This is a genomic window from Lawsonibacter hominis, assembly GCF_014287895.1.
Taxonomy (GTDB): Bacteria; Bacillota; Clostridia; order Oscillospirales; family Oscillospiraceae; genus Lawsonibacter_A; species Lawsonibacter_A hominis.
Genome location: NZ_JACOPP010000002.1, coordinates 108,041 through 133,240, shown reverse-complemented (window position 1 = coordinate 133,240; position 25,200 = coordinate 108,041). Strand labels below are relative to the sequence as shown.

Genomic DNA, 25,200 nt, shown 5'->3' with positions numbered 1-25,200 from the left:
CATGGGGGGTGAGTGCCATGGGCAGACCAATCTGTCGGCCCTGGCCCCGGCGGCCGCGCCGCCGGCGCAGCAGAGGGGAAACCGGACGCCGCGCGCTGCTTTTGGCAGGTCTGGCGGGCATCGCTGCGGCGCTTCTGGTCATTTGCGCCGTCAACGCCAGAGTACGCCCGGTGGCGGAAGAGCTGGCCCTGGCCAAGCTGAACAACGCCGTAACCGCCATTGTCAATCAGGCGGTGGAGGAGGCCATGGCTTCCGGCGCAGTATCCTATTCGGATATCGTCACCCTTCAGACAGACCTTTCCGGCGGTATCACTGCGATCCTGACCGATCCCATCAAGCTGAACACACTGCGGACCCAGCTTTTGGGCGATCTCGTTGAGCAAGTGGATTCACTTGACAGCAAGGATCTGGGGATACCGCTGGGCAATCTGACCAGTCTGATCCCGCTGTCCGGCTACGGACCGCTGCTGCCGGTAAGGGTGCTGGCCGCGGCCGCGCCGAGGGCATCCTTCCGCAACGCATTTCAATCTGCTGGGATCAATCAGACCCTGCACCAGGTCATGCTGGACGTATCGGTAGAGGTCACGCTGCTGCTGCCCGGCGGCACGACCTCATCCGTCGTATCAGCACAGGTCTGTGTTGCGGAAACGGTCATCGTGGGCCAGGTCCCCGATGCGTACCTCCAATTCGGCGGGGATGGAATTCTGACAAAAGAGTGAAGATTTTTCCCCTTTCTTGCATTTGTCACTGATATTGATTACCATAATAACAATATCAATGCAAGAAGGTGCTTTTATGGGGCGGATTCTTTGGTATGCAGCCGTCACCTGGGATTATATCCGGCAGATGCTGCCCGGCATCCTGCTCGCCGCGGCGGTCTTTTTTGCGGTGCGTCCTTGGCGGAAAAAGCGATTGGTGCGGCTGGAGCTGACCAGCAGCCCCCGGCGTGAGGCGGCGCTGCTGCTGTTTGCGGCTTTCTGTGCGGGTCTTGCCGCTCTGACGCTGTTTCCCTCCGGCTTTTGGGAGACGTTTCTGCGCCTTGGGCTGTCTCCGGAAGGGGAGAAGCGTCTGGCTGTCCTTTTCCCTCGGGTGGGGTTTCTGGCGGCGATCCGGCGGATCAATTGGATCCCCTCTTTTTTGCTCGGAAAGACGCTCGGGGCGTGGAGCGCTTATATGGTCCTGGCCAATACCCTGATTTTTCTGCCGGTGGGTTTTTTTCCGGCGCTGCTCTGGCGGCAGGGCAGTTGCCGGCGATCGATACTGGCGGGACTTTTTGCTTCCGGCTCCATCGAGTTTCTCCAGCTCTTTGTCGGGCGCGCCACAGACGTTGACGATGTCATTTTAAATACTGCAGGAGCATTCCTGGGCTGGCTTTTTTACCTGCTGTCAGCACGCCTCGCCCCCCAATTCACCCGAACATTCCAAGTGGAGGTCCGCCATGGACGAGAAACAGGAGATCCAAAGCCTGCGCCGGGAACTGGAGCAGGCCAACTATGAATATTACGTGCTGGACAATCCCAGCATGTCCGATTATGACTTTGACCATAAACTCCGCCGTCTGGAGGAGCTGGAGCATGCGCACCCGGAGCTGATCGTCCCGGATTCCCCTACCCAGCGGGTAGGGGGGAAGGTGGCCGACGGCTTTCGGGAGGTCATCCATCGGGTGCCCTTAGAGAGCCTTCAGGACGTCTTCTCTGCAGAAGAGCTGAAGGAATTTGATCAGCGGGTGCGCGACGCCCTGGATGCGGACGTGGAGTACGACGTAGAGCCCAAAGTGGACGGCCTTTCCGTGGCCCTGGAGTATGAAAACGGCATCTTTGTCCGGGGCGCCACCCGTGGAGACGGCCGGATCGGGGAGGATGTGACGGAAAACCTCAAGACCATCCCCTCCATCCCGCTGCGTCTTCCGGAGGCCCTGCCCAGCCTGATCGTCCGGGGCGAGGTCTTTATGCCCAAACGAAGTTTCGAACGGCTCAACGAAGAACAGGAGCTGAAAGGCGAGAAGCTTTTTGCCAATCCCAGAAATGCGGCGGCGGGCTCTCTGCGGCAATTGGATCCAAAGGTGGCGGCCGCGCGCCGCCTGGATATCCGGGTATTTAATATTCAGGCGGCGTCTGGAAGAGAATTTCAGACCCATACAGAAACGTTGGAATACTTGGGACAACAGCGCTTTAAAGTGATTCCGCATTACACCTGTAAGACTATTGCGGAAGCCGCGGAGCGGATACGGGAAATGGGGGAAGGCCGTGACGCTTACAGCTTTGATATCGACGGCGCGGTTGTAAAGGTAAACAGCCTTTCAGAGCGGAACGTGCTGGGCAGCACTGCAAAATTTCCCCGCTGGGCGGCCGCATTCAAGTATCCTCCGGAGCAAAAGTGCTCCAAGGTGATGGACATTGTGGTTCAGGTGGGCCGCACAGGCGTACTCACACCCAAGGCGGTAGTGGAGCCGGTGCGCTTGGCCGGAACCACCGTTACCAATGCTACGCTCCACAATCAGGATTTTATTTCGGAAAAGGATATCCGCATCGGAGATACCGTACTGATCCAGAAAGCAGGGGAGATCATTCCGGAGATCGTCTCTGTCCAAAAGGAGCTCCGGCCGGCAGACAGTACTCCCTATCGACTGCCCGACCACTGCCCAGTCTGCGGCGCCCCGGTGGTTCGGGACGAGGATGGAGCCCATATCCGCTGTACCGGCGCGGAATGCCCTGCCCAGCGGCTGCGGCATCTGACCCACTTTGCATCCCGTGATGCCATGGATATCGAGGGCATGGGACCGGCGGTGGTGGAGGCGCTGGTAAGTGCCGGTCTGGTCACGGGACCGGGCGACTTGTATCATCTGGATGTGGAGTCGGTGGCAAAGCTGGAGCACATGGGGAAGAAGTCTGCGGAAAACCTGATTTCCGCCATTGAAACCTCGAAGGGGAACGATCTTTCCAAACTTTTATTTGCCTTTGGGATCCGCCAGGTGGGACAGAAGGCCGCCAAGGTGCTTGCCGCCCGGTTTGGCAGTTTGGATGCCTTGATGTCGGCTGCAGAGGAGGAACTGACCGCTGTTCCTGATATCGGTGCGATTACGGCGCGGAGCCTGATCGAATGGTTCCGGAGCCCGCAGAGCAGCCATCTGATCGAAACGCTGCGTGCGGCCGGCGTAAATCTGCAGAGCAAAGAAGCGCCTGCAGGCGATCAGCTGGTAGGGAAGACGTTCGTGCTTACCGGCTCGCTGGCGCAGTTTACCCGCGATGAAGCGGGCGCAAAAATTGAAGCATTGGGCGGTAAAGTATCCGGTTCCGTATCCAAAAAGACGTCTTACGTGGTGGCGGGTGAAGCGGCAGGCTCCAAGCTGCGCAAGGCCCGGGAGCTTGGCGTCCCGGTGCTCACCGAGGGCGAATTTTTGGCGCTGATCGCGAAAGAGTAAGTTTGATCGGACCGGCAGGGGTGCGGGGCAAAGTCCCGCACCCCTGTTTGACTGCTATTTGTCCAGAATGGGATTGGTGAAGTAGACATTTTTCTGGTCCATTTTTTCCTTGGCCAGGCGAACTGCCTCGCCGAAGCGCTGGAAGTGGACCACCTCACGTTCCCGCAGAAAGCGTATGACATCGCTCACATCCGGGTCGTCTGACTGGCGCAGAATATTATCGTAGGTAACCCTCGCTTTTTGTTCTGCTGCCATATCCTCGGTCAGGTCGCAGATTACGTCACCCTTGACGCCGATGTAGTCGGCGCTCCAGGGGCTTCCCGAGGCTGCGACTGGGTACACACCGACACCGTGGTCGGTAAAGTATGGCGCGAAATTTCCCATTCGGGGGTCGTCCGGGGAAAGCTTCCGGGTCAACTGGTGTACCAGGGTTCCGATCATCTCCAGATGCCCCAGTTCCTCTACGCCAATGTCGGTCAGTACGGCCTTGAGTTCCGGATAAGGCATGGCATAGCGCTGGGAGAGGTAGCGCAGGGAAGCTCCCAATTCTCCATCTGGTCCGCCATATTGGCTGATAATAAACGAGGCCAGCTGTGGATTGGTATTTTTGATGCGGATGGGATATTGCAGCTTCTTCTCGTATACAAACATCAGCGCTCCGCTCCTTCCTGATAATTCCAGGGCCATGGGTCGCTGAGCCATGCGTTCCAGGTCTTGCTGTTGGCGGTGGAGCGCTGGAAGAGCGGGCCGTTGGCAGCCTCATATTTCTCGCGCGCTTCTTTTTCAAGCGCGGCGTACTGTTTATAAAGCTCAAAGGCCTCCGCATCGCCGGAATGCGTATCCAGGTAGAGCCCCAGCTCTACCAGCACGAATTCCAGTGCCTGAAGCTCCGCCAAGGGGCTGTTGACCACATTGCGGGCATCTGCCTTCAGATGGAACGGAAGGTTCAGCCCGGGAAACAAGGTTCCGTTGTTCAGCGCCTCCTGCTGTGTATAGCGCTTGGAACCGGTCTGCTGAAAGGGCACATAAGGCACTGCCAGGGGGGCGCACTCCGGAAGCGTGCCGTAGTGATCCGCACAGGCGCCTGGTGCCTGACTGCCATTTTCGGGATACAAATGCATTTCCTCCTTGCATAGGAAGTAGAAGGGGAGAGGCACTCCTGCCCGTACCCCTTCGTTCCATTCTATGCCGGTCATGGAAAAGCGAAACCGCCCGCATTGCCCCGAGTGGGGGCAGATGCGGGCGGTTGGCTCCGTTTGCCGTAAAAAACAAGAAAGTAATCCTATTAACGCCTTATAATTTTACTTTTGCCACCAGGCGCGTTACCGGTCCCACACGGCCGCAGGCCATACGCGGAGCATGGAGATCCTGCGGCCAGACGATATAAAATGTGCCGGGCCGGATCGTAAGCGTATCCCAATCCCCAGTAAAAAACTGTACATCCGATTTGGCGTCATATTCGCCCAGCGGTTCCAGCGGAGTATCCGTCAAGGCATAGCCTGCCGCCTCCAGGCCGCTGACCAGACACTGGATGTCGGCGTAATTCTGATGCCCCTCCAGTTTGCAGTCTTCCGGCGCAAGCGTGTCCACCTGAAAGAGAAGTCCGTATACATTCTCTCCGTCGATCGGTACCTTTTCACCGGGGGACAGCGTGGACGGATCCACCGCGGCCAGCCACTCCAGGGCCTTGCGGAAGCGCTCACCCAGGCCATAGTAGAGCGGTGCGTTTTCGATCTTGTCGATCACCAATGAAATCATCTCCTTTTTCCTTCTGTTGATGTTATCCTACTCCAGTCCTTTGAAAAAAACAATAAGAATCTGTAAAAATGCCGTATCCTGTGGTATAATGGACACATAACAAAACGCTTTGCGTTTCTGGTATAATGCGCTTCCTTCTCCCGTAAACTGCGAGAGGGGGGATGTACTACATGAAACGGAAGCTCCTGAGCTGGGCCCTGCTTGGCGCATTGGCATCGGCAACCTGCTATTATCTGTTGTTCCAGCCTGGGCTGGAACAACGCAGCGTGTTCTCTGCCGTACGCTGCCCAGGCCAGACCGTGGTGATCGATGCCGGTCACGGCGGGGAGGACGGCGGAGCGGTATCTCTGTCCGGTGTGCCGGAGAGCGGCATCAATCTTTCCATTGCTCTGAAACTGGATCAGATTTTGGGCCTGTACGGCGTAGCGCCGGTACTTTTGCGGAGCGAGGACGTGTCCTTGCATGACAGTTCCGCCCAGACGCTCCGGGAAAAAAAGGTTTCCGACCTGCATAACCGGGTGGCCGTCATCGAAGCGGCGGAAAACGCCACGCTGATCAGCATTCACCAGAATACCTTTCAAGGGGCGCGCTATCACGGAGCCCAGGTCTTTTATGCCAATCCGGAGTTGAGTCTTCCTCTGGCGCAGCTGACGCAGGACCTGCTTCGGCAGACGCTGGACCCAGGAAACACCAGGGCGCCCAAGCCAATTCCGGACACGGTATATCTGATGAATCACATCACATGCCGGGCCATCCTGGTGGAGTGCGGCTTTCTTTCGAATCCAGAGGAGGATCTGCTGCTCCAGACGGCAGGTTATCAGACCAAACTGGCATCCACCCTGGCTGCGGCCTGGCTCCAGTTCCAGGAGCTGGAGCCCGTACCGACCACCAATGAGGAGGCATAGCCTCGTATGAAGGCAAAGACTGTTTTTTACTGTACCGAGTGCGGCAACGAAACTCCAAAATGGGCGGGGCAGTGTCCCGCCTGTAAGGCCTGGAACACCCTGGTGGAACAGCCGGCCGAACTCAGAAAAAAAGCCCCCGTATCGGCCGCCCCTTCCGGTACCCCTCGCGGCATCAACCGTCCGAAGCTCATCGCGGAGGTGAGCTCCACCTCGGAACTGCGGTTTGAGACCGGCATGAACGAGCTGGACCGGGTGCTGGGAGGAGGCGCGGTAAAAGGGTCCCTGGTCCTCGTGGGCGGCGCGCCCGGAATCGGGAAATCGACCCTAATGCTTCAGATCTGTGATCATCTGTGCCGCTTTGCCACCGTTTTGTATGTATCCGGCGAGGAGTCGGAGCGGCAGATCAAGCTGCGGGCCGAGCGGCTCCACGTGAGGGGAGCGGGGCTGTATCTGCTGGCAGAGACCAATCTGGAGGACGTGATCGAAGCCGTCAACGAGCGCAGGCCGGACGTACTCATCGTAGACTCCATCCAGACCCTCTACAACGGCGATCTGACGGCTGCACCCGGCAGCGTGGGTCAGGTAAAGGATTGTACCATGGCCCTGATGCAAATCGCAAAAGGGCAGGGGATCACCGTTTTCGTCATCGGCCATGTGAATAAGGAGGGCTCCATCGCAGGACCGAAGGTTCTGGAACATATGGTGGACTGCGTACTCTACTTTGAGGGGGAGCAGCAAAACTCGTACCGCATCCTGCGTGCCGCCAAAAACCGTTTCGGTGCGACCAATGAGATCGGCGTGTTCGATATGGGAGACAGCGGATTGACCGAAGTTCCCAATCCGTCGGAAATGCTCCTGTCCGGGCGCCCCCAGGACGCACCGGGCACCTGTGTGACCTGCGTGATGGAGGGCGTTCGTCCTGTCCTGGCCGAGGTGCAGGCTCTGTTGGCGCCCGCCAGCGCCAACGTCCCCCGCAGGACTTCAAACGGTTTTGACTATAATCGGGCCAATCTTCTGCTGGCTGTGCTGGAGAAGCGGGGCGGGCTGCGGGTAAGCGTCTGCGACGCCTACATCAATGTGATCGGCGGACTGTATCTGGATGAGCCTGCCGCCGATTTGGCCACGATCATGGCATTGGCCTCCAGCTTTCGGGACAAGCCCGTACCCGGCGACCTGGCCGCTGTGGGCGAAGTCGGATTGACCGGGGAGCTGCGCTCTGTAAACGCACTGGGGCAACGTCTGAGCGAAGTGCGGCGCCTGGGTTTTACCAAGTGCCTGGTACCGTTCCGCCTGGGGGCGCGTCTGGAGATCCCGGAGGGACTGCAGCTGATCAAGGTCCATAATATCCGGGAGGCTTTGGCTGCGCTTTTGTAGGCGCATCCTGCGGCCTATGCCGCGGCACAAAGTTGACACAGGGTGTTTCCACGCTGGGCAGGCCACAGGATGCGGCCCGTTCCAGGGAACAGTAACCGTCCTGCTGGTAGACACAATTGCTGGTACAGGCGATCAGGCTCAACGGAATCCATCCATTCCTCATTAGAATACCCAAACGAAGGGGGGGATCGGGTCTGCTCAGGCTTTGTTCCAACTCAACAAAATAAAAATTTTGTTGAGTTGGAGGGAGGAGAATTGAGCTGGCCCGCTCTATGGACTATCGTTCGGAAGCTCCAGCCATTTTACGGGATTTTCTGGTTTACCATGAGACGATCCAGGGTCACTCCCGCAAAACGGTCGATGAATACTATTTGGATCTGCGCAACTTTTTTCGTTTCATCAAACTGGAAAAAGGCCGGGCTCCGCGCACTGCGGAACTCGATGACATTCCCATTGACGACGTTGACCTTGCACTGGTCCGCGCGGTAACGCTTACGGACGTGTACGCCTATATGAGCTATCTCAGCCGGGACCGCGCCAAACACGCCAACAGTCCCAATACCGCCTATGGGCTGACGCCCGCCGCGCGGGCCAGAAAAATCGCTACCATCCGTTCTTTCTATAAGTATCTCACCAACAAGGCGAAATTAATCAGCGAAAATCCCATGCAGGATCTGGATGCTCCGCGTCAAAAGAAAGCATTGCCCCGGTATCTGGATCTGGAGGAAAGCATTCGGCTTCTGGAATCTGTGGACGAGCCGAATCGAGTCCGTGATTACTGCATTCTGACCCTGTTTTTAAACTGTGGCCTGCGTATTTCGGAGTTAGTCGGATTGAATCTAACAGATGTTCGAGATGATCAGCTGCGGGTACTCGGCAAGGGAAACAAAGAGCGGATCATCTTCCTCAACGACGCCTGCCGTCAGGCCATCGATGCGTGGCGGGACGAGCGCAGCCGCTTGGCGGCTGCGGACAAAAACGCATTGTTTTTGACGCGGAAGCATACCCGAATGACCACGGATGCGGTCCATTATATGGTCAAACAGCGTCTGAAAAAGGCCGGACTGGACGCCTCCCTCTATTCCAGTCACAAGCTGCGCCATACAGCGGCGACCCTGATGCTCCAAAACGGTGTGGACGTGCGTACGCTTCAGGAGGTGTTGGGGCACGAGCATTTAAATACGACGCAGATCTATACCCACGTGGATAATGACGATCTGCGCATCGCGGCCCGGGCCAATCCGCTTGGGAGCCTCAGACCGCAGCGAAAAGCGCCGAAAAGCGATCCCACAGATGAATAAAGCAGAGACCGCCCCGCCGCCAGACCTCAGGAAGGGCCTGGCGGACGGGGCGGCATTTGATTTTGCGGGAGGACCGGCGGTTTGGACTTCTCCCCTTCTTCCGGACCCGCCGCCCCCTCGGGCGGATAGGCGCCCAGCACGTGAAGAAAGCGGATCTCTTCAAAAAAGTAAGTACTCAGCGGCCGCCAATCCGCGTCATAAGAGTGAGCGGCGACAAGCGTATTTTCCAGCGTAGCGGGCTGGCCGATCTCCACGATGATAGGCGTATGGCTGAACACTTCCTTCTGAAAGCGGAACTGAACAAAGTCGCCCGGCTCCATCTGCTCCAACGTCGTGGAACTGCCGAACGGGCCGGGAGACTGCTCCTGGCGGGTCAAAAAACGGTAAAAGTATTCTACTCCCGTCCATGCGGGCGCCTTGTTATTGGCGTCAATGTAATACCAGCCGAAAACCGGTGTAAAGTTCATCACGCCGGTCCCTGCATAGAGACACTGGGAGGCAAAATTGGTACAGTCTCCCCCAATCTCTTCATAGTCATAAAAGGCCGGATTGCGGCTGTAAGCCCATTTGTGGGCATACGCCACAGCAGCCTGCCGGTTATAGGGGATCACACGGGTCACAGCGGTCAGTCCTTTCCTGATGCTGTGGCATCCTATGCGCCCCGGAGCAGCCTTGCTACCTCCCCCTCCGGCAGCGTACGGCCCAGGATAGCCCGCAACTCTTCCTCCGGATCTCGGGAGGGCGGCGGAGACACTGAACACGCCTCCCAAGCCTCCGCTGTGCCGTATTTCAGTGTCGACCAGTTTGGATTGAGGACCGACCCGTTTGCAAGCGCCGTTGCGTACCGTTGTTCCAGAAGAAACTGGAACGCTTTTTGATACCGCGTATGGTCCAGCAGGGACAATTGCTTCCATTCACCGGTCTCGAGGGGCGGGCTGTTCTCCAAAATTCTGTAAAGACTGGCGGCATCCGGCGGCATGGGTCTGCGTGGGCGGCATTGCCGCAACAGGAAGTAGACCCGAGGCGCCAAATACACGGTCCTGTGTCGGAAGAATTTACTCAAAAAGAGGGCTTTCCGGTCGATGAGCGCAGTCATCTCGCCCCAAGTGAATCCAAAGTCATCCAGCGACGGCAGGTAAGGATTTCGATTGCATGCAAGAATCCCCATGGCATCCAGGTATTCCGCCAGTGTCATTGCCAGCCTCCTTCCTTCCAAAAAGGAGAGGGGGCTCCCCTCTCCTTTTCTTTGGCGATCGTTACGCCTTGCCGTCGCAGCCCAGCACGTCGATGAGCTTGTGCTTGACCAGTTCCTTGATATTGGCGCGGGCGGGTTTCAGGTACTCCCGGGGGTCAAACTTGTCGGGATGCTCGGCAAAGAACTTGCGGATGGTGCCGGTCATGGCCAGGCGCAGGTCGGAGTCGATGTTGATCTTGCACACCGACAGAGAAGCCGCATGACGGAGCTGATCCTCCGGCACGCCGATCGCGCCCGGCATATTGCCGCCGTTCTCGTTGATCATCTGCACATATTCCTGGGGCACGCTGGAGGAACCGTGAAGCACAATCGGGAACCCCGGAAGACGCTTGGAGACCTCCTCCAGAATGTCAAAACGCAGCTGGGGCTTGGTGCCGGGCTTAAACTTGTACGCGCCGTGGCTGGTACCGATGGCGATAGCCAGGGAATCACAGCCGGTCTTGGTCACGAACTCCTCCACCTCGTCGGGGTGGGTGTAGGAGGAATCCTCGGCGGAGACTTTTACCTCGTCCTCCACCCCGGCCAGGGTGCCCAGTTCGGCCTCCACCACCACGCCATGGTCGTGCGCGTAGGCGACGACCTGCTTGGTGATCTCGATATTCTCGGCGAAGGGCTTGGAGCTGGCGTCGATCATAACGGAGGTAAAGCCGCCGTCGATGCAGGACTTGCACAGCTCGTAGGAATCGCCGTGATCCAAATGCAGGCAGATTGGCAGGCCGGTCTCGAGGATGGCGGCCTCTACCAGCTTCATCAGGTAGGTGTGGTTGGCATAAGCGCGGGCGCCCTTGGACACCTGGAGGATCAGGGGGGCGTTGACTTCCTTAGCAGCCTCGGTGATGCCCTGCACGATCTCCATGTTGTTCACGTTGAAAGCACCGATCGCATAACCGCCGTCATATGCCTTCTTAAACATTTCCTTAGTGGTAACCAATGGCATAGAAGCTCATCTCCTTTTTAGTTTGCTTCACAATTTTATCAGTTATCATTGATAATTGCAATAGGACATGGTATGATATTCACGCAAATCTTGCATTAAATACAAAAATTCTCGAGTTAACAGGAGGCATAGTATCCATGAGTGAATTGAGAGGCGCTTGCATTATCGGCCAGTCCGGCGGTCCTACCGCGGTGATTAACGCCAGTGCGCTGGGCGTCATCCGAACCGCGCTGGACACGGAATGCATCACCCGCGTGCTGGGGGCCGCCCACGGCATCAAAGGCGTGCTGGACGATCGGCTGTATGATATGAACCAGGAGGACGCCGCCGAGCTGGAGCTTCTGAAGTACACCCCCTCCTCTGCCCTCGGCTCATGCCGCTATAAGCTGGCGGACCCCGACAAGGACGACACCGACTACAAACGGATCCTGGAGATTTTCCGCAAATATGATGTGCGCTACTTCTTCTACAACGGCGGCAACGACTCCATGGACACCTGCAATAAGATCTCTAAATATATGCAGAAGGCCGGCTATGAATGCCGTATCATGGGCGTGCCCAAGACCATTGACAACGATCTCAACGGCACCGACCACTGCCCCGGCTTTGGTTCCGCCGCCAAGTTTATCGCTACCACCTGTATGGAGGTCCACCGGGACGCCCACGTGTATGATACCGGCATGGTGACCATCATCGAGATCATGGGCCGGCACGCCGGCTGGCTGGCCGGTTCCGCCGCCCTGGCCACCTGGGCGGGGTATGGCCCCGATCTGATCTATCTGCCCGAGACCGATTTTGATCTGACCGACTTCCTGGACGATGTGCACCGGGTGTATGACAAGACCGGCAAGTGCATGGTGGCTGTGTCCGAGGGCATCCATCGTGCCGACGGCACGTTTATTTCCGAGGCCAAGACCTCTGCTACCGACGGTTTTGGACATGCGCAGCTGGGCGGCCTGGCCGCCATGCTGGCTGACGCGGTAAAGCTGGAGACCGGGGCCAAGGTCCGCGGCATCGAACTCTCCCTGCTCCAGCGCTGCGGCTCCCACACTGCCTCCAAGACCGACATCGACGAGGCTTTCCTTGCGGGCAAGGCAGCCGTGGAGGCCGCCGTATCCGGCATCACCGATAAGATGGTGGCGTTCCGGTGCACCCGCGAAGGCGGCTATACGTGCCAGACCAGCCTGGAACCGCTGGAGATCGTAGCCAATGCAGAGAAAAAGGTCCCCCGTGAATGGATCAATGCAGTGGGCAACGGCGTGGAACAGCCCTTTATCGACTACGTGCTCCCCCTGATCCAGGGCGAGCCCGACGCCCCCAGAACCAACTCCCTTCCCCGCTTCGCCAAGCTCAAGAAGGTGCTGGCCCACTAAACCGCATAGACTGGAGAACTGGTCCGGCAAGGCGCCTGCCTTGCCGGACCAGTTCTGTTACTGCACGCCGGTCAGGGCGCGCATGACGGTATACGTCTGCTCATCCAGCCCCTTCTGCATCGCAAGGGCTTCGGTGATATCATAATCGACATAGGCGTCGCCCTGCATGGCGACCACCCGGCAGGTCTTTCCCTCCGCCAGAAGGCGGACTGCCTCATAACCCATATAGGTGGCGGCGGTCCGGTCGCGGGAGGTGGGCGCCCCGCCCCGCTGCACATGCCCCAGCACGGTGACCCTGGTATCCAAAGAGGTGGCGTCCTTGATCTTCTGCGCCACGTTATAGGCGCTGTCCACGCCTTCCGCCACGATGACCATGAAATGGGTACGCCCGCCCAAACGGGCCCGGCGGATGGGTTCGATCACATCCTGCTCATAGTCGGGGGTGCGTTCGGGCACCAATACGGCGGTAGCGCCGCAGGCTACGCCCACGTTCAGGGCCAGGTGGCCGGCATGGTGCCCCATGACCTCCACCACCGAACAGCGTTCGTGAGACTGCATGGTATCCCGCAGCTTGTCGATGCACTCCACGGCGGTGTTGCATGCGGTATCGTAGCCGATGGTATAAGTAGAGCAGGCGATGTCGTTGTCGATGGTGCCGGGGATGCCGATGACGCTCAGCCCCTGCTGCGCCAGGCAGAGCAGTCCGCGGAAGGTACCGTCGCCGCCGATGCCCACCAGCGCGTCCAGACCCAGCAGTTTGCAGGTGGCGGCCGCCTTCTCCTGGCCCAGCTTGGCCTTGAAGTCCTCGCTGCGGGCAGAGTAGAGCATCGTTCCGCCCCGGCGGGACAAGCCGCTGACGCTTTCAAAGGTCAGGGGCACAAAGTCACCGTTGATGAGGCCGTGATAGCCCCGGCGGACGCCGATGCACTCAATGCCCATGTGCAGGCAGGTGCGCACCACGGAGCGGATGGCGGCGTTCATACCCGGGGCGTCTCCGCCGCTGGTGAAAACGCCGATCCGGCGTACAGGCTGATCCATGAAAACTACCTCCTATCAATCATCTGGGGCCGAACCGGCTCAAACCTTCAGTTCGGTCTCCTTCCCATTCAGGGCGTCGGCATATCGTTCCAGCACCGGCTGTACGTCCTCCCGCAGGAAATCCTCCACCTGCTGAGGACAGCGGCCGATGTAGCGCTCGGGCTCCAGGTGAGCGGTCAGCTCTTCCCGGCTCATTCCGAACAGCGGATCCGCGGCGATCAGATCGATCAGATTGTTGGCCTCGCCCCGGTCCTTCACGTTGGCCCCGGCCTGCTGAGACAGAACCCGGATGCGCTCGTGGAGCTCCTGGCGGTTTCCGCCCCGTTTCACCGCGTCCATCATGATATTCTCGCTGGCCATGAAGGGCAGCTCCTCCAGCACGTGGCGCCGGATCACCTGCTCATGCACCACCAGTCCGGAGGCCACGTTGGCATAGATATTCAGGATGGCGTCTACCGCCAGGAACGCCTCCGGTACCGAGATGCGCTTGTTGGCGGAATCGTCCAGCGTACGCTCAAACCACTGGGAGGCGGCCGTGACGGCCGGGTTCATCGCGTCGCACATCACATAGCGTCCCAGCGCGCAGATGCGCTCACAGCGCATGGGATTGCGCTTGTAGGGCATGGCGGAGGAGCCGATCTGACTGGCTTCAAAAGGCTCTTCCACCTCCTTCAGGTGGCAGAGCAGACGCAGGTCCGTGGCAAATTTGCTGGCCGACTGCGCGATCCCGGACAGGGTGGCCAGCACCGCCGCGTCCACCTTCCGGGAATAGGTCTGGCCGGACACGGACGCCGTGGCGGCAAAGCCCATCTCGGCGGCGATCTTCCGATCCAGCTCCTTGCATTTCTCATGGTCTCCTTCAAAGAGCTCCAGAAAGCTGGCCTGGGTACCGGTGGTGCCCTTGCTTCCCAACAGCTTCAGGCTGTCGATCCGGTAGCTGACTTCGTCCAGATCCATCAACAGCTCGTTCATCCACAGCGTGGCCCGCTTGCCCACGGTAACCAGCTGGGCGGGCTGGAAGTGGGTAAAACCCAAGGTCGGCAGCGCCTGATAGCGCCCGGCAAAGTCGGCCAAGTGCTTCAGCACCCGCACCAGCTTTTCCCGGATCAGCAGCAGAGCCTCCCGCATCAGGATCACGTCGGTGTTATCCCCCACGTAACAGCTGGTGGCGCCCAGATGGATGATGGGCATCGCCTTGGGGCACACCTCACCAAAGGTGTGGACATGCGCCATGACGTCGTGGCGGAGTTTTTTTTCGTACGCGGCGGCCTTGTCGTAGTCGATGTCGGTGAGATGCGCCTCCATCTCGTCGATCTGCTCCTGCGTCACCGGCAGACCCAGCTCCATCTCGGCCCGGGCCAGGGCCACCCACAGGCGGCGCCAGGTGGAGAACTTTTTGTCCGGAGAGAAGATGAACTGCATCTCGTCGCTGGCGTAGCGGGAAGACAGGGGGCTTTCATAGCGATCGTTCATGCAAAGACCTCTTTTTTCTTGTTTTTTAACGGGAACATCATACCACAGGAACACGGCGGGGGCAAGCCCCCGCCGCAGCGGCGCCCGAAAAAGTACCAAGCCGCCTTGCGGCGGTGCTTGGCGCGGAGCGGGCGGCAGAGCTCGGCGGCGCTTTCCCGGCAGTCTGAACGGCGGGGGCAAGCCCCCGCCGTTCAGACTGTATTTCTCTACTCCCCCGCCAGGAACTTTTCCAGACGGTCCAGTCCCTCTTTGATGTTGCCCATAGAGGTGGCGTAGGACCAGCGGACAAAGTTGGGCGCACCAAAGCCGGAGCCCGGTACCACCGCGACCAGGCCGTATTTCAGGAATACGTCGGCAAACACGTCGTCGTTGGTGATCTCCACGCCATGGATGGTCCTGCCGATCAGCTGTTCCAGGTTCATCATCACATAGAAGGCGCCCTCCGGTTTGATACAGCTGACCCCCGGTATGGCGTTCATACGCTGAACGATGTAATCGCGCCGCTCCTCGAACGCCCGGCGCATCCGTTCGATCTTCTCCTGCGGGCCGGTCAGCGCCTGTACCGATGCCTTTTGGGACATGGTCACCGGAGAGCCGGTGGAGTGGCTGACGTAATTGGCCATGACCTTGGCGATCCTGGCGTTGGCACAGGCGTAGCCGATGCGCCAGCCGGTCATGGCATAGGACTTGGATACGCCGTTGACGAGAATCGTCTGTTCCTTGGCCTCGGGGCTCAGTGCGGCGAAGCTGGTGAAGGACTTGCCGTCATAGACCAGACCGTAGTAGATCTCATCGGAGATCACATAAAGCTCGTTCTCTACACAGACCTTGGCGATGGCCTCCAGCTCCTCCCTGCCGTACATCATGCCGGTGGGGTTGGAGGGATTGTTGAGGATGAGCGCTTTGGTCCTGGGGGTAATGGCCGCCGCCAGCTTTTCGGCGGAGAGCTTGAAATCCTCCGCCTCCGTAGCGGTGACCACAACGGGTACGCCGCCCGCCATGCGGATCAGCTCATAGTAGCTCACCCAGAAGGGCGCGGGCAGAATCACCTCGTCCCCGGGGTTGACCAGCACCCGCAGGGCCAGATATACGATATGTTTCGCGCCGCTGCTCACCACCACCTGGCTGGGCACATACTCCAGCCCACAGTCGATCTTCATGCGGTCGCACACCGCCTGACGCAGCTCCACAGTGCCTGCGGCCGGCGTATAACGGGTCAAATTGCTTTCAATCGCGGCGATCCCCGCCGCTTTGATCTCGTCCGGGGTGTCAAAATCAGGCTCGCCCGCGCCGAAGCCGATCACGTCGATCCCATCGGCTTTCATCTGTTTAAACATGGCGTCGATGGCCATCGTGGTGGAGGCCTGTACGGCCTCTGCGATCCTGGACAACTCTTTCAATGAAATCTCTCCCTTGAACTCAAAATCATGACATATTATATGCGCCAACTTGCAAAATTGCAAGTCCTTATTTCTGATTTTCCGCAAAATGTGAATGTTGATGATGTCTATAATGCAAAAAGGGGGACATCCATGGCAATCTGCCAATGGATGTCCCCCGCAGATGCGGTTCAGGCTGCCGTTCTGGCCTTGACGACCCGTACGATGACGGAGCTGAGCACCAGATTGATCGCCATCTCCAGAAGGAAGTTCAACCCCACCAGAACGGTGATGACATAGTAGACCAGCGCAGTCCCGCCTGCCCATGCCACCAGCGTGTCATAGTAGAACCCGGCCAGTCCCAGGCAGAAGATGCCGGTGTTCACCACCGGACACATAATGCCCGCAAGGATGGAACCGGCCATGGGGCTGCGCTGTGCCAGCGCACGGTAGACCGCCCCCGCGGCCAGCCCGGCCAGCGCGCCCTTGACGACGCAGAGGATCAATGTAACCAAAGGCCGGGCGGTAAACAGAATATTGCCGCCCATGTCCCAGCCGGCCACACAGGCGATGAACACCACGACGCCGAACACGCCGCCCAGATAGGCGCCCGCGCCCGCGCCGTACAGCGCCGCGCCGATGATAATGGGGGCCAGGGCCAGCGTAATGGTAAAGGGTCCGAACTTGATGAAGGATGCTACTATCTGCAGGACAATGATAATGCCCGTCATCAGGGCCAGTCCTGTCAGACGCTGGGTCTTTGCGCTTGCTTTCATAGGAAAATTACCTCCTGCTGCCGCTCTCTCTCCGAGATGCAGCGCAAATATTTACTCACGGCTTACGCCGTTGAGTACCGTTTTATGGGTCACGCCCTCCGGTGCTTCTCCGCATTTTTTTGATACAGCAGATAAAGCCCGTCCATGACCAGGTCCGCATCGTAAATGATATTGTGTGTGCAGTATTTCAGTACCTTGGCGGCGTTTCCGCCGGTAGCCACCACCGTGACCGGCTGTCCGGCCACTTCCTCCATACGCCCGATCATGCCGTCCACCATGCTGGCATGGCCGTAAAGCACGCCGGAACGCATGGCATCCTCGGTGGTGCGGCCCAGCAAGGGCACCGGCGCGGCCGTCTCCATGGAGATGGGCGGGAGGGCCGCCGCCCGCTCTGAGAGGGCTTCCAGCGCCAAGCGCAGGCCCGGCATAAGAATGCACCCCTCATATACGCTGCCCTTCAGCAGAGACATGGAGGTGGCCGTGCCCATATCGATGACCACAGAAGGGCTGGGATACTTATGGATGGCCGCCACGGAGGAAGCCACGATATCGCTGCCCAGCTGGTTGTGGATCTCCGCCTTAATGTTCAGACCGGTCTTGATGCCGGGTCCCACGACCATGGGGCTGCATCCAATCAAGCGTCCCACGGCAGCCGTCATCGTGGCCGTCAGGGAGGGGACCACGCTGGAGAGGATCGCGCCGTCCACCGAGCCGATCTCCGCCCCATAAAGGCCGAATACCCCCAGCAGGTCGATGGCGCAGCGGTCTTTCGTTTTGTCCTTGTCCGTCTCCAACGCGGAGAGGAAGGACAGCCTGCCCGCGGCGTCGAACAGGCCGACCGTGGTATTGGAGTTGCCTACATCTACCGCCAGGATCACGGACGCTCCCCCTCCCCTATCGTTTCGTCGTTCCAGCGCTTTTTGAGTGCACGTAAGGCAAAACCGCTGGGTGCGCGGCGCTGCCGCACGGAATCCGCCCTTCCCGGCCGGTCCGTCAGGCATCATTCTAGCAGAAAGACGGCGGCACGTCAAGAAAGCCGCGCCCCGCGCGGCAATTTTGTCCGCGGGGCACGGCCTTTCCGGCAGGCTTGCGCTTGTTTTGCAGTACTGCCTTTACAACTTCTGGCAGATCAGCTCGCCCATTTTACGGGTGCCGACGGGCGTTACGCCAGGCTCCGCGATGTCGGCGGTACGCCAGCCCTCCGCCAGGACTGCGTCCACCGCCGCTTCAATGGCGTCGGCCTCAGCGGCCCGCTGGAAGGAGTAACGGAACATCATGGCCGCCGACAGAATCGTGGCGATGGGGTTTGCCTTGTCCTGGCCGGCGATATCGGGAGCAGAGCCGTGGATGGGCTCATACAGGCCGGGCGCCCTGTCCCCGATGGACGCGGAAGGAAGCAGTCCGATGGAGCCGGTGACCATGCTGGCCTCGTCGGACAAAATGTCGCCGAACATGTTCTCGGTGACCAAAACATCGAACTGGCCGGGGTCCCGGACCAGCTGCATGGCACAGTTATCCACCAGAAAATCCTCGTAGGCTACGTCGGGATACTCCTGGGCCAGCCGGTGCATGACGCTGCGCCACAGGCGGCTGGTCTCCAGGACGTTGGCCTTGTCCACGCTGGTGACCTTCCTGCGGCGCAAGCGGGAAAGCTCAAAGGCGCGGCGTCCGATACGCTCGATCTCATGCTCGGAGTAAGCCATCCGGTCGGCACACTCCACGCCCCGATCGTCCGTCTCATACTTCTCCCGCCGGCCGAAGTAGATGCCGCCGGTGAGTTCCCGCACCATCATCAGGTCGATGCCCCTTTGGGCGGTCTCGGTTTTCAGGGGGCATGCGTCAATCATGGCGGGACGCAGCGTGGCGGGGCGCAGGTTGGCATACAGCCCCAAATCCTTCCGGATCGCCAGAAGGGCGGTCTCGGGCCGCTGCTCTGCGGGCTTGTCCGCGCCCCACCTGGGGCCGCCCACGGCGCCCAGCAGCACCGCGTCGCAGGCCCTGCATTTCTCCGCCGTGCCGTCGGGGTAGCTCTTCCCCACCGCATCGGTGGCGCAGCCGCCCAGCAGTACGTCCACGAATTCATAAGTGTGTCCAAACGTTTTCCCCACGCGCTCCAGTACCTTGACGGCCTCCCCCACCACTTCGGGGCCGATGCCGTCGCCGCGGATCAGTGCGATCCTGTAGTTCATTACCGTGCCACCCCCCGGTCCTTGAGCGATTTGAGCAGGCCGCCGCTTTCAATGATATTGCCGACGAATTCCGGGAAGGGCGCGGCCTGATAGGTCTTTCCGGTGGTCTCGTCGGTGATGCGCCCGGTGGCGAAGTCCACGCTCACCTGGTCCCCCGCCCGGATCTCCCGGGACGCCTGGGCGCACTCCAGGATGGGAAAACCGATGTTGATGGCATTGCGGTAGAAAATACGGGCAAACGACGGGGCGATGACGCACTTGACGCCGCAGGCCTTGAGGGCCAGGGGCGCATGCTCCCGGGAGGAGCCGCAGCCAAAGTTGGCCCCAGCCACCACGATATCGCCTTTCTCTACGGTGGAAGCAAAACCCGCGTCGATATCCTCCATACAATGGCAGGCCAGAGACTTCTCGTCGGGAGCGTTCAGATACCGGGCGGGGATGATCACGTCGGTATCCACGTTATCGCCATATTTGTAAACCTTCATGGTAACGATCCTTTCTTAACGCGGCGGGGAACGTTCCCGCCCGGTCATTTTGGACCCGTCGCAGACGGGACGCGCAAGCGGAGCGCAGCAAGCGGCCTGGACCGCAAGCGCCTGCCGCAGGGACAGGCTGACCCGCCCCAAGGGGTAACGGAAGCGGCGCCGTTTACAGCGTCCTAGGGTCGGCCACGCAGCCCGCCACGGCGGATGCGGCGGCCACCGCGGGATTGGCCAGAATGATCTCCGAGGTGACGGGACCCATGCGGCCCACGAAATTGCGGTTTGTGGTGGAGATGGCCCGCTCCCCGTCGGAGAGCACGCCCATATGGCCGCCCAGACAGGGGCCGCAGGTAGGCGTAGACACGGCGCAGCCGGCCTGGATAAAGGTCTGGATCAGCCCCTCGGCCATGGCGTCCAGAGTGATCTGCTGGGTGGCTGGGATGACGATGCAGCGCACGCCCTTGGCCACCCGGCGGCCTTTGAGTACCGCCGCCGCCTGGCGCAGGTCCTCCAGTCGGCCGTTGGTGCAGGAGCCGATGACCACCTGATCGATGTGGGTGCCCGCGACCTGGTCCACGGTGCGGGTATTGGAGGGCAGGTGGGGCAGCGCTACGGTGGGCTGGAGCTGGTCCAGGTCGATGACCACTTCCCGCTCATACTCCGCGTCCGGGTCGGCCTCCACGGCCTGCCAGGGGCGGGTCACGCGGCCCTCCAGATAGGCGCGGGTCCTGCCGTCCACTGGAAAGATGCCGTTCTTGGCGCCCGCTTCGATGGCCATGTTGGCGATGGTGAACCGGTCGTCCATGGACAGGGAGCCCACTCCCTCCCCTGCAAACTCCAAGGACTTGTACAGCGCGCCGTCCACACCGATGGTCCCGATCAGATGGAGGATCACGTCCTTGCCGGACACGCAGGGCTGCAGCTTCCCCTTCAGGGTGACTTTGACGGCGGCGGGGATGCGGAACCAGGCAAGGCCGGTCGCCATGCCGGCCGCCATATCGGTAGACCCCACACCGGTGGAGAACATTCCGACCGCGCCATAGGTGCAGGTATGGGAGTCCGCGCCGATCATACACTCTCCGGGGGCGGTCAGTCCCTTTTCCGGCAGAAGGGCGTGCTCCACCCCCATGCAGCCCACATCATAAAAATGGGTGATCTCATACTTCTGTGCAAATTCCCGTACCTGTGCACAGAGCTGAGCCGCCTTGATGTCCTTACAGGGGGTGTAATGATCCAGCACCAGAGCGATCTTTTCCCGGTCGAACACCCGGGTCAGACCCGCCTTATTGAATTCTGAGATAGCCACAGGGGTGGTGATATCATTGCCCAGCACCAGATCCAGCTTGCCTTCCACCAGCTGGCCGGGCACCACGTGATCCAGTCCGGCATGGCGGGCCAGGATCTTTTGGGTCATTGTCATTCCCATCTTTGGGCGCCTCCTTTATGATTTTCCTCCACAGCATAACATGGGGCTTGCTGAAAGAATGTAAAGCGTGTTACAATCAAAAAAAGAGGTGAACGGCATGACTTCCAGAGACATATGGGCCCCACTGGCGGAACAGCAGCAGCCCCAGTTCTACCCGCCCGGCCGCCTGATCTACCTTCAGGATACCGAGGCGCTCCAGTTCTACTATATCCGCTCCGGCACCGTGAAGTGCTTTATCAGCTCTCCGGAGGGGGACGAGCGTACCCTTACGCTCCACCACGCCGGCGACCTGATCGGGGAGGCCGCCTTTTTCGACCGCCAGCCCAGGGTCTCTTCCGCCGTAGCCGTCACGCGGTGTGAGCTGGTGGCCGTGGACCGCTCCCGGCTGGAGACGGTCTTTGCCCTGCATCCGGATCTGGCCGTCTCCATGCTGGAATATCTGGCCCGTACCATACGCCTGCTCTCCGTCCACGTGGACGGCGCCTTTCTCCAGGCCGACCGGCGCATCGCCCGGCACCTGCTCTCTCTCTCCCCCGACCCGCAGGGTCTGCTCCACTGCACCCATGAAGATATCGGTTCCACCGTCGGGGTAAGCCGGGTCACGGTGAGCCGGGTCCTGGGGGAATTTGACCGTCAGGGCTGGATCGAGACCGGATATAAAAGCATCAAGATTCGGGATCCAGGCGCTCTGACCGAGCTGCTCTCCGGTGAAACATAACGACCGCGCGGCAGGCGTACGCCTGCCGCGCGGTCGCTTTATTCTTTTGAAAAGCGTTTCTGAGAGAGAATCTCAAAGTGGAACTTTTTCTGGAGGGTCCCCAGAATGCCGTCCGGCAGGAACAGGATCACCAAAATGGCGATCAGGCCCAGAATGATATTGGAGTAACCGGGATAACTGGCCAGCATCTCTTCCAGCACCGTGTAAATGATGGCGCCCAGGATGGGGCCGCCCATGGTGCCGATGCCGCCGATAATGACGATGAACACGATGGATACCGTCCAGTTGATGCCGAAGCCTCCGCTGGGATAGATGCTGCCCTTGTTCAGATAGAACACCCCGCCGGCCAGAGCGGTAAAAAAGCCGCAGATGACAAAGCACAACAGCTTAGACTGGAAGATGTTCACACCCACGCTGGAAGCCGCGTCCGCGTCGTCCCGCATGGCGGTGAGGCCCAGGCCGATCTTGGAGCGCAGCAGCAGGTAGATGACCACCAGGGAGACGACGCACAGCACCAGAGCGATCATATAGATCTCGGTCGTGCTGGGATAAGGCTTGGCCTTGATCGTCATGCCCGCACCCTGCTTGACGAAGGTCCAGCTGGTGAAAAAGGTCTTGAGGGCCTCGGCCACGACCCAGGTGGCGATGGCGAAATACATGCCGCGCATCCGGAACAGGAGCACGGACAGCCCCAGGGCCAGGGCCGCGCCCAGCACGCCGCCTACGGCAAAGCCCGCCCAGTAGGAGGCGCCGTAGGTGAAGGTCATGACCGCCAGGGAATATCCGGCGATCCCGATAAAGGACTGCTGGCCCAGACTTGTCATGCCGGTGTAACCGCTCATCAGGTTCCACATGGAGCCCAGGCAGCAGTACAAAAAGATCTTGAGCAGGTAGCGCTGGGTGTTGCTGGAGAGCACTCCGGTCAGGGGCAGGATCACCAGCAGCGCCACAATGACCACGGCGGTGATGAGCATGGGCAGGCCGCCGAACACACGGACCTGCTTGTGGGCGGAGGCTTCTAAGGTTTTCGTCTTCATTTCGTTTCCTCCTCCCTTACTTTGAGAACAGGCCCTGGGGCCGGACCGCCAGCATGACCAGCAGGACGATGTAGCTGATAAACATGCCGTAGTTGGCGCCGCCGATGACCTGGGCCAGGCCGAAGACCAGGCCGGCCACCAGAGTGCCGGGAATACTGCCCATGCCGCCGATGACCACCACGCCGAAGGCGATGAGCAGATATTCGCCGCCGGAGCTGGGATAGAAGGTCCAGCGCATGCCGACGCACAATCCGGCAATGGCCGCGGTGGCCATTGCAATGCCCATGGCCACGCCGTAGGTCTTCTTGACGCTGACCCCCATCAGGGATGCCGCCACCGTATCATCCGAGGTGGCGCGGATGGCACGGCCCATATACGTCTTGCGCAGGAACAGCGTCAGCACCAGGATGGTGATGAGGCTGATGGCGAAAACCACCAGATTGAGCACTGAGATGGAGATACCGCCGAGGTTCAGGCTGGCGGTGGCATAGCTGACGCCGATCTTTTGGGCATCCGCGGTAAACAGCAGCAGCATGGCGTCCTTCAGGATGATGGACAGGCCGAAGGTGACCAGCAGCGCGGGTTCCGCCCCCCGCAGCATGACCCGGTTGATGAGTACGCTCTGGAGCACCATGCCCAAAAGGAACATAACGGGGACGGTGACGACCAGTGTCAGAATGGGGTTGATCCCCAGTGCGCTGGACAGGATGGTGGAGCCAAAGGCGCCCATAATGATGAACTCCCCGTGGGCCAGGTTCGTCAGCTTGACGATACCGAACATCATGCTCATACCGACGCCGAGGAGGGCATAGATCGCGCCCAGCAGGATACCGTTGATCAGGATTTGCATTCTTCCCCCTCCTCCTTACAGGCCGAAATAGGCCTTTTTGATTTCTTCTTCACCCAGCTCCGCAGAACGGCCGGACAGGACCACCTTGCCCTTGAGCATGACGTGACTGATCTCGCCGGTCTTGATCGCCCGCTTGGTGTCCTGTTCCACCAGCACCACGGTCATGCCCTCGCCGCTGATCTGCTTGATGCGGGCATAAATATCCTTGATAATGGTGGGGGCCAGGCCCAGGGAGATCTCGTCAAAGAGCACCAGCTCCGGGTTGGTCATCAGCGCCCGGCCGATGGCCACCATCTGCCGCTGGCCGCCGGAGAGGCTGCCGGAGAGATCGTTGCGCTTCTCCTTGAGCACCGGGAAGAGCTCGTACACCCGCTCCAGAGAGTCCTTAACCTTGGCCCGTGCGGCCTTGGGGTAGCTGCCCATGACCAGGTTGTCCTCCACAGTCATGCGGATGAAGCAGCGGCTGCCCTGGGGCACCAGCGAGAGGCCCCGCAGCACGACCTTTTCCGCCGGCATTCCGGTAATGTCTTCCCCCTTGAAGGTGATCGTTCCGGCAGTCGGCTTATGTACCCCGGCTATGGTGTCCATCAGGGTGGATTTGCCCGCGCCGTTGGCGCCGATGACCGAGACGATGATCCCCTGCGGCACGTCCAGCGTGGCCTCCTCCACGGCGACAAAGTCGCCGTATTTGGCCTGGACGCCCTCTACTTTCAGGATAGGCTCACTCATCTTCTTCCACCCCCAGATAAACTTCTTCCACCAGCTTGGAGTTCATGACCTCCAGGGGCTCCCCCACCAGCAGGTTGTGGCCCTCGGACATACACATCAAGGTGTCCGTGGACTCCACCATGGTCTGGATGACGTGTTCGATCCAGATAATGGAGTAACCGGCGGCCTTCAGGTTGGCCACCATTTTCATGACATCCTGGACCTCCGCCTCGGTCAGGCCAGCGGCCACCTCGTCCAGCAGCAGCAGCTTGGGCTCGGTACCCAGGGCCCGTGCGATCTCCAGCCGCTTGCGGTCCAGCAGCGTCAGCTCCCCCGCCCGGATCTCGCGCTTTTCATACAGCTCGGTGAGCTTCAGCGCCTCCAGGGCCACCCTGCGCCCGTCTTTCTCCGAATGGCCCGCGCCGTGGACGGAGGCCACCAGGACGTTTTCAAATACGCTCATGCCCTCGAAGGGACGGGGCACCTGATAGGTGCGCCCGATACCCAGCTTGCAGCGGGCGGCGGCGTTCGTTTTCGTTACATCATGCCCGTCATAGGCGATCTTTCCCTTGGTCGGGATGATCAGGCCGATCAGGGCGTTGAACATGGTGGTCTTGCCGCATCCGTTGGGGCCGATGACGCCGTAGACCTCGCCACGTTTCATTTCAAAGCTCAGGTCATTCAGGATCTGAACCCGGCCGTAGCCGGCGTTCACGTGTTCGAACGACAGAATGGTATCCGTATCCATGTTTCCCTCCCGTATTGCGAAGCTGGGGCGGACGGAGAGCCGAGACTCCCCC

At 59.9% G+C, this 25,200-nt stretch carries 26 protein-coding genes; 8 read left to right on the top strand and 18 right to left on the bottom strand.

Features of this window, described 5'->3' with window-relative positions:
• Positions 1-101 precede the first annotated feature (101 nt).
• Genes yunB through ligA form a run of 3 tightly spaced genes read left to right on the top strand, consistent with a single transcriptional unit; the run spans position 102 to position 3,421 of the window.
• Entirely contained in the window at positions 102-719 is a 618-nt protein-coding gene (yunB, locus tag H8S57_RS02400; protein ID WP_243204650.1) for a sporulation protein YunB, read from the top strand.
• 22 nt (positions 720-741) lie between these two features.
• The gene (locus H8S57_RS02395) at positions 742-1,497 is read left to right on the top strand and encodes a VanZ family protein (protein WP_243204649.1); all 756 of its coding nucleotides are present in this window, start codon (positions 742-744) and stop codon (positions 1,495-1,497) included.
• Positions 1,439-3,421: an NAD-dependent DNA ligase LigA gene (ligA, locus tag H8S57_RS02390; RefSeq protein ID WP_186906473.1), complete on the top strand. Its 1,983-nt coding sequence runs from the start codon at positions 1,439-1,441 to the stop codon at positions 3,419-3,421. Before H8S57_RS02395 ends, ligA begins: the two co-directional genes overlap by 59 nt.
• Before the next feature lie 54 nt (positions 3,422-3,475).
• Here ligA and H8S57_RS02385 read toward each other — a convergent pair whose 3' ends face one another.
• The 3 genes from H8S57_RS02385 to H8S57_RS02375 form a co-directional block, all read right to left on the bottom strand.
• The gene (locus tag H8S57_RS02385) at positions 3,476-4,072 is read right to left on the bottom strand and encodes a manganese catalase family protein (RefSeq protein WP_186906472.1); all 597 of its coding nucleotides are present in this window, start codon (positions 4,070-4,072) and stop codon (positions 3,476-3,478) included.
• Positions 4,072-4,536 (bottom strand): spore coat protein CotJB, encoded by a 465-nt coding sequence (locus tag H8S57_RS02380; RefSeq protein WP_243204648.1) that lies wholly within the window; start codon positions 4,534-4,536, stop codon positions 4,072-4,074. The genes H8S57_RS02385 and H8S57_RS02380 overlap by 1 nt, the downstream gene beginning before the upstream one ends.
• Positions 4,537-4,714: 178 nt before the next feature.
• Complete coding sequence (locus H8S57_RS02375; protein WP_243204647.1) at positions 4,715-5,179, bottom strand: NanQ anomerase/TabA/YiaL family protein; 465 nt, start codon at positions 5,177-5,179, stop codon at positions 4,715-4,717.
• A 170-nt stretch (positions 5,180-5,349) separates the two neighbouring features.
• Here H8S57_RS02375 and H8S57_RS02370 point away from each other — a divergent pair, with 170 nt between their 5' ends.
• From H8S57_RS02370 to H8S57_RS02360, 3 genes are all read left to right on the top strand, one after another.
• Complete coding sequence (locus H8S57_RS02370; protein WP_186906470.1) at positions 5,350-6,084, top strand: N-acetylmuramoyl-L-alanine amidase; 735 nt, start codon at positions 5,350-5,352, stop codon at positions 6,082-6,084.
• A gap of 6 nt (positions 6,085-6,090) precedes the next feature.
• Positions 6,091-7,458 carry a DNA repair protein RadA gene (radA, locus tag H8S57_RS02365; protein ID WP_186906469.1) on the top strand — a complete coding sequence of 456 codons (1,368 nt, stop codon included), beginning with the start codon at positions 6,091-6,093 and terminating at the stop codon, positions 7,456-7,458.
• Between the two features lie 272 nt (positions 7,459-7,730).
• Positions 7,731-8,759 carry a tyrosine recombinase XerC gene (locus H8S57_RS02360; protein WP_186906468.1) on the top strand — a complete coding sequence of 343 codons (1,029 nt, stop codon included), beginning with the start codon at positions 7,731-7,733 and terminating at the stop codon, positions 8,757-8,759.
• A gap of 26 nt (positions 8,760-8,785) precedes the next feature.
• On the opposite strand, the gene H8S57_RS17200 is transcribed toward H8S57_RS02360, so the two are convergent.
• From H8S57_RS17200 to fba, 3 genes are all read right to left on the bottom strand, one after another.
• The gene (locus H8S57_RS17200) at positions 8,786-9,379 is read right to left on the bottom strand and encodes an amidase domain-containing protein (protein ID WP_186906467.1); all 594 of its coding nucleotides are present in this window, start codon (positions 9,377-9,379) and stop codon (positions 8,786-8,788) included.
• 32 nt (positions 9,380-9,411) lie between these two features.
• Positions 9,412-9,954 (bottom strand): hypothetical protein, encoded by a 543-nt coding sequence (locus tag H8S57_RS17195; RefSeq protein WP_186906466.1) that lies wholly within the window; start codon positions 9,952-9,954, stop codon positions 9,412-9,414.
• Between the two features lie 61 nt (positions 9,955-10,015).
• Positions 10,016-10,951, bottom strand: coding sequence for a class II fructose-1,6-bisphosphate aldolase (gene fba, locus H8S57_RS02345; RefSeq protein WP_186906465.1), 936 nt, complete (start codon positions 10,949-10,951; stop codon positions 10,016-10,018).
• Positions 10,952-11,088: 137 nt separating this feature from the next.
• Between fba and H8S57_RS02340 the strand changes: the two genes are divergently transcribed.
• Positions 11,089-12,324: a 6-phosphofructokinase gene (locus tag H8S57_RS02340; RefSeq protein ID WP_186906464.1), complete on the top strand. Its 1,236-nt coding sequence runs from the start codon at positions 11,089-11,091 to the stop codon at positions 12,322-12,324.
• Positions 12,325-12,381: 57 nt separating this feature from the next.
• Here H8S57_RS02340 and H8S57_RS02335 read toward each other — a convergent pair whose 3' ends face one another.
• From H8S57_RS02335 to leuC, 8 genes are all read right to left on the bottom strand, one after another.
• A complete protein-coding gene (locus H8S57_RS02335) occupies positions 12,382-13,362 on the bottom strand; it encodes an ATP-dependent 6-phosphofructokinase (protein ID WP_186906463.1) in 981 nt (326 codons plus the stop codon).
• Positions 13,363-13,401: 39 nt separating this feature from the next.
• Entirely contained in the window at positions 13,402-14,835 is a 1,434-nt protein-coding gene (purB, locus tag H8S57_RS02330; RefSeq protein WP_186906462.1) for an adenylosuccinate lyase, read from the bottom strand.
• A gap of 206 nt (positions 14,836-15,041) precedes the next feature.
• Positions 15,042-16,235, bottom strand: a complete 1,194-nt coding sequence (locus tag H8S57_RS02325; RefSeq protein WP_243204646.1) for a pyridoxal phosphate-dependent aminotransferase — start codon at positions 16,233-16,235, stop codon at positions 15,042-15,044.
• A 170-nt stretch (positions 16,236-16,405) separates the two neighbouring features.
• Positions 16,406-16,990: an ECF transporter S component gene (locus H8S57_RS02320; protein WP_186906461.1), complete on the bottom strand. Its 585-nt coding sequence runs from the start codon at positions 16,988-16,990 to the stop codon at positions 16,406-16,408.
• 89 nt (positions 16,991-17,079) lie between these two features.
• Positions 17,080-17,868: a type III pantothenate kinase gene (locus H8S57_RS02315; protein WP_186906460.1), complete on the bottom strand. Its 789-nt coding sequence runs from the start codon at positions 17,866-17,868 to the stop codon at positions 17,080-17,082.
• Positions 17,869-18,102: 234 nt separating this feature from the next.
• Positions 18,103-19,179 carry a 3-isopropylmalate dehydrogenase gene (leuB, locus tag H8S57_RS02310; RefSeq protein WP_186906459.1) on the bottom strand — a complete coding sequence of 359 codons (1,077 nt, stop codon included), beginning with the start codon at positions 19,177-19,179 and terminating at the stop codon, positions 18,103-18,105.
• Entirely contained in the window at positions 19,179-19,664 is a 486-nt protein-coding gene (locus tag H8S57_RS02305) for a 3-isopropylmalate dehydratase small subunit (protein ID WP_186906458.1), read from the bottom strand. The genes leuB and H8S57_RS02305 overlap by 1 nt, the downstream gene beginning before the upstream one ends.
• 163 nt (positions 19,665-19,827) lie before the next feature.
• Positions 19,828-21,087, bottom strand: a complete 1,260-nt coding sequence (leuC, locus tag H8S57_RS02300; RefSeq protein WP_186906457.1) for a 3-isopropylmalate dehydratase large subunit — start codon at positions 21,085-21,087, stop codon at positions 19,828-19,830.
• 97 nt (positions 21,088-21,184) lie between these two features.
• Between leuC and H8S57_RS02295 the strand changes: the two genes are divergently transcribed.
• Positions 21,185-21,805 carry a Crp/Fnr family transcriptional regulator gene (locus H8S57_RS02295; protein WP_186906456.1) on the top strand — a complete coding sequence of 207 codons (621 nt, stop codon included), beginning with the start codon at positions 21,185-21,187 and terminating at the stop codon, positions 21,803-21,805.
• 38 nt (positions 21,806-21,843) lie between these two features.
• Here H8S57_RS02295 and H8S57_RS02290 read toward each other — a convergent pair whose 3' ends face one another.
• The 4 genes from H8S57_RS02290 to H8S57_RS02275 are packed head-to-tail and all read right to left on the bottom strand — an operon-like array spanning position 21,844 to position 25,148.
• Positions 21,844-22,842, bottom strand: coding sequence for a branched-chain amino acid ABC transporter permease (locus H8S57_RS02290; protein WP_186906455.1), 999 nt, complete (start codon positions 22,840-22,842; stop codon positions 21,844-21,846).
• Positions 22,843-22,858: 16 nt separating this feature from the next.
• The gene (locus H8S57_RS02285; protein ID WP_186906454.1) at positions 22,859-23,692 is read right to left on the bottom strand and encodes a branched-chain amino acid ABC transporter permease; all 834 of its coding nucleotides are present in this window, start codon (positions 23,690-23,692) and stop codon (positions 22,859-22,861) included.
• Positions 23,693-23,707: 15 nt separating this feature from the next.
• Positions 23,708-24,421 (bottom strand): ABC transporter ATP-binding protein, encoded by a 714-nt coding sequence (locus H8S57_RS02280; protein WP_186906453.1) that lies wholly within the window; start codon positions 24,419-24,421, stop codon positions 23,708-23,710.
• Positions 24,414-25,148 (bottom strand): ABC transporter ATP-binding protein, encoded by a 735-nt coding sequence (locus H8S57_RS02275; RefSeq protein WP_186906452.1) that lies wholly within the window; start codon positions 25,146-25,148, stop codon positions 24,414-24,416. The genes H8S57_RS02280 and H8S57_RS02275 overlap by 8 nt, the downstream gene beginning before the upstream one ends.
• Positions 25,149-25,200: the final 52 nt, after the last annotated feature.

Coding starts and splice junctions, on each gene's coding strand:
- H8S57_RS02280 (WP_186906453.1), bottom strand. CDS start 24,421: ATGAGTGAGCCTATCCTGAAAGTAGAGGGCGTCCAGGCCAAATACGGC.
- radA (WP_186906469.1), top strand. CDS start 6,091: ATGAAGGCAAAGACTGTTTTTTACTGTACCGAGTGCGGCAACGAAACT.
- H8S57_RS02285 (WP_186906454.1), bottom strand. CDS start 23,692: ATGCAAATCCTGATCAACGGTATCCTGCTGGGCGCGATCTATGCCCTC.
- H8S57_RS02290 (WP_186906455.1), bottom strand. CDS start 22,842: ATGAAGACGAAAACCTTAGAAGCCTCCGCCCACAAGCAGGTCCGTGTG.
- H8S57_RS02335 (WP_186906463.1), bottom strand. CDS start 13,362: ATGGATCAGCCTGTACGCCGGATCGGCGTTTTCACCAGCGGCGGAGAC.
- H8S57_RS02375 (WP_243204647.1), bottom strand. CDS start 5,179: ATGATTTCATTGGTGATCGACAAGATCGAAAACGCACCGCTCTACTAT.
- H8S57_RS02320 (WP_186906461.1), bottom strand. CDS start 16,990: ATGAAAGCAAGCGCAAAGACCCAGCGTCTGACAGGACTGGCCCTGATG.
- H8S57_RS02295 (WP_186906456.1), top strand. CDS start 21,185: ATGACTTCCAGAGACATATGGGCCCCACTGGCGGAACAGCAGCAGCCC.
- fba (WP_186906465.1), bottom strand. CDS start 10,951: ATGCCATTGGTTACCACTAAGGAAATGTTTAAGAAGGCATATGACGGC.
- H8S57_RS02305 (WP_186906458.1), bottom strand. CDS start 19,664: ATGAAGGTTTACAAATATGGCGATAACGTGGATACCGACGTGATCATC.
- H8S57_RS02275 (WP_186906452.1), bottom strand. CDS start 25,148: ATGGATACGGATACCATTCTGTCGTTCGAACACGTGAACGCCGGCTAC.
- H8S57_RS02360 (WP_186906468.1), top strand. CDS start 7,731: ATGGACTATCGTTCGGAAGCTCCAGCCATTTTACGGGATTTTCTGGTT.
- H8S57_RS02385 (WP_186906472.1), bottom strand. CDS start 4,072: ATGTTTGTATACGAGAAGAAGCTGCAATATCCCATCCGCATCAAAAAT.
- purB (WP_186906462.1), bottom strand. CDS start 14,835: ATGAACGATCGCTATGAAAGCCCCCTGTCTTCCCGCTACGCCAGCGAC.
- leuB (WP_186906459.1), bottom strand. CDS start 19,179: ATGAACTACAGGATCGCACTGATCCGCGGCGACGGCATCGGCCCCGAA.
- H8S57_RS17195 (WP_186906466.1), bottom strand. CDS start 9,954: ATGACACTGGCGGAATACCTGGATGCCATGGGGATTCTTGCATGCAAT.
- leuC (WP_186906457.1), bottom strand. CDS start 21,087: ATGGGAATGACAATGACCCAAAAGATCCTGGCCCGCCATGCCGGACTG.
- ligA (WP_186906473.1), top strand. CDS start 1,439: ATGGACGAGAAACAGGAGATCCAAAGCCTGCGCCGGGAACTGGAGCAG.
- H8S57_RS02370 (WP_186906470.1), top strand. CDS start 5,350: ATGAAACGGAAGCTCCTGAGCTGGGCCCTGCTTGGCGCATTGGCATCG.
- H8S57_RS02340 (WP_186906464.1), top strand. CDS start 11,089: ATGAGTGAATTGAGAGGCGCTTGCATTATCGGCCAGTCCGGCGGTCCT.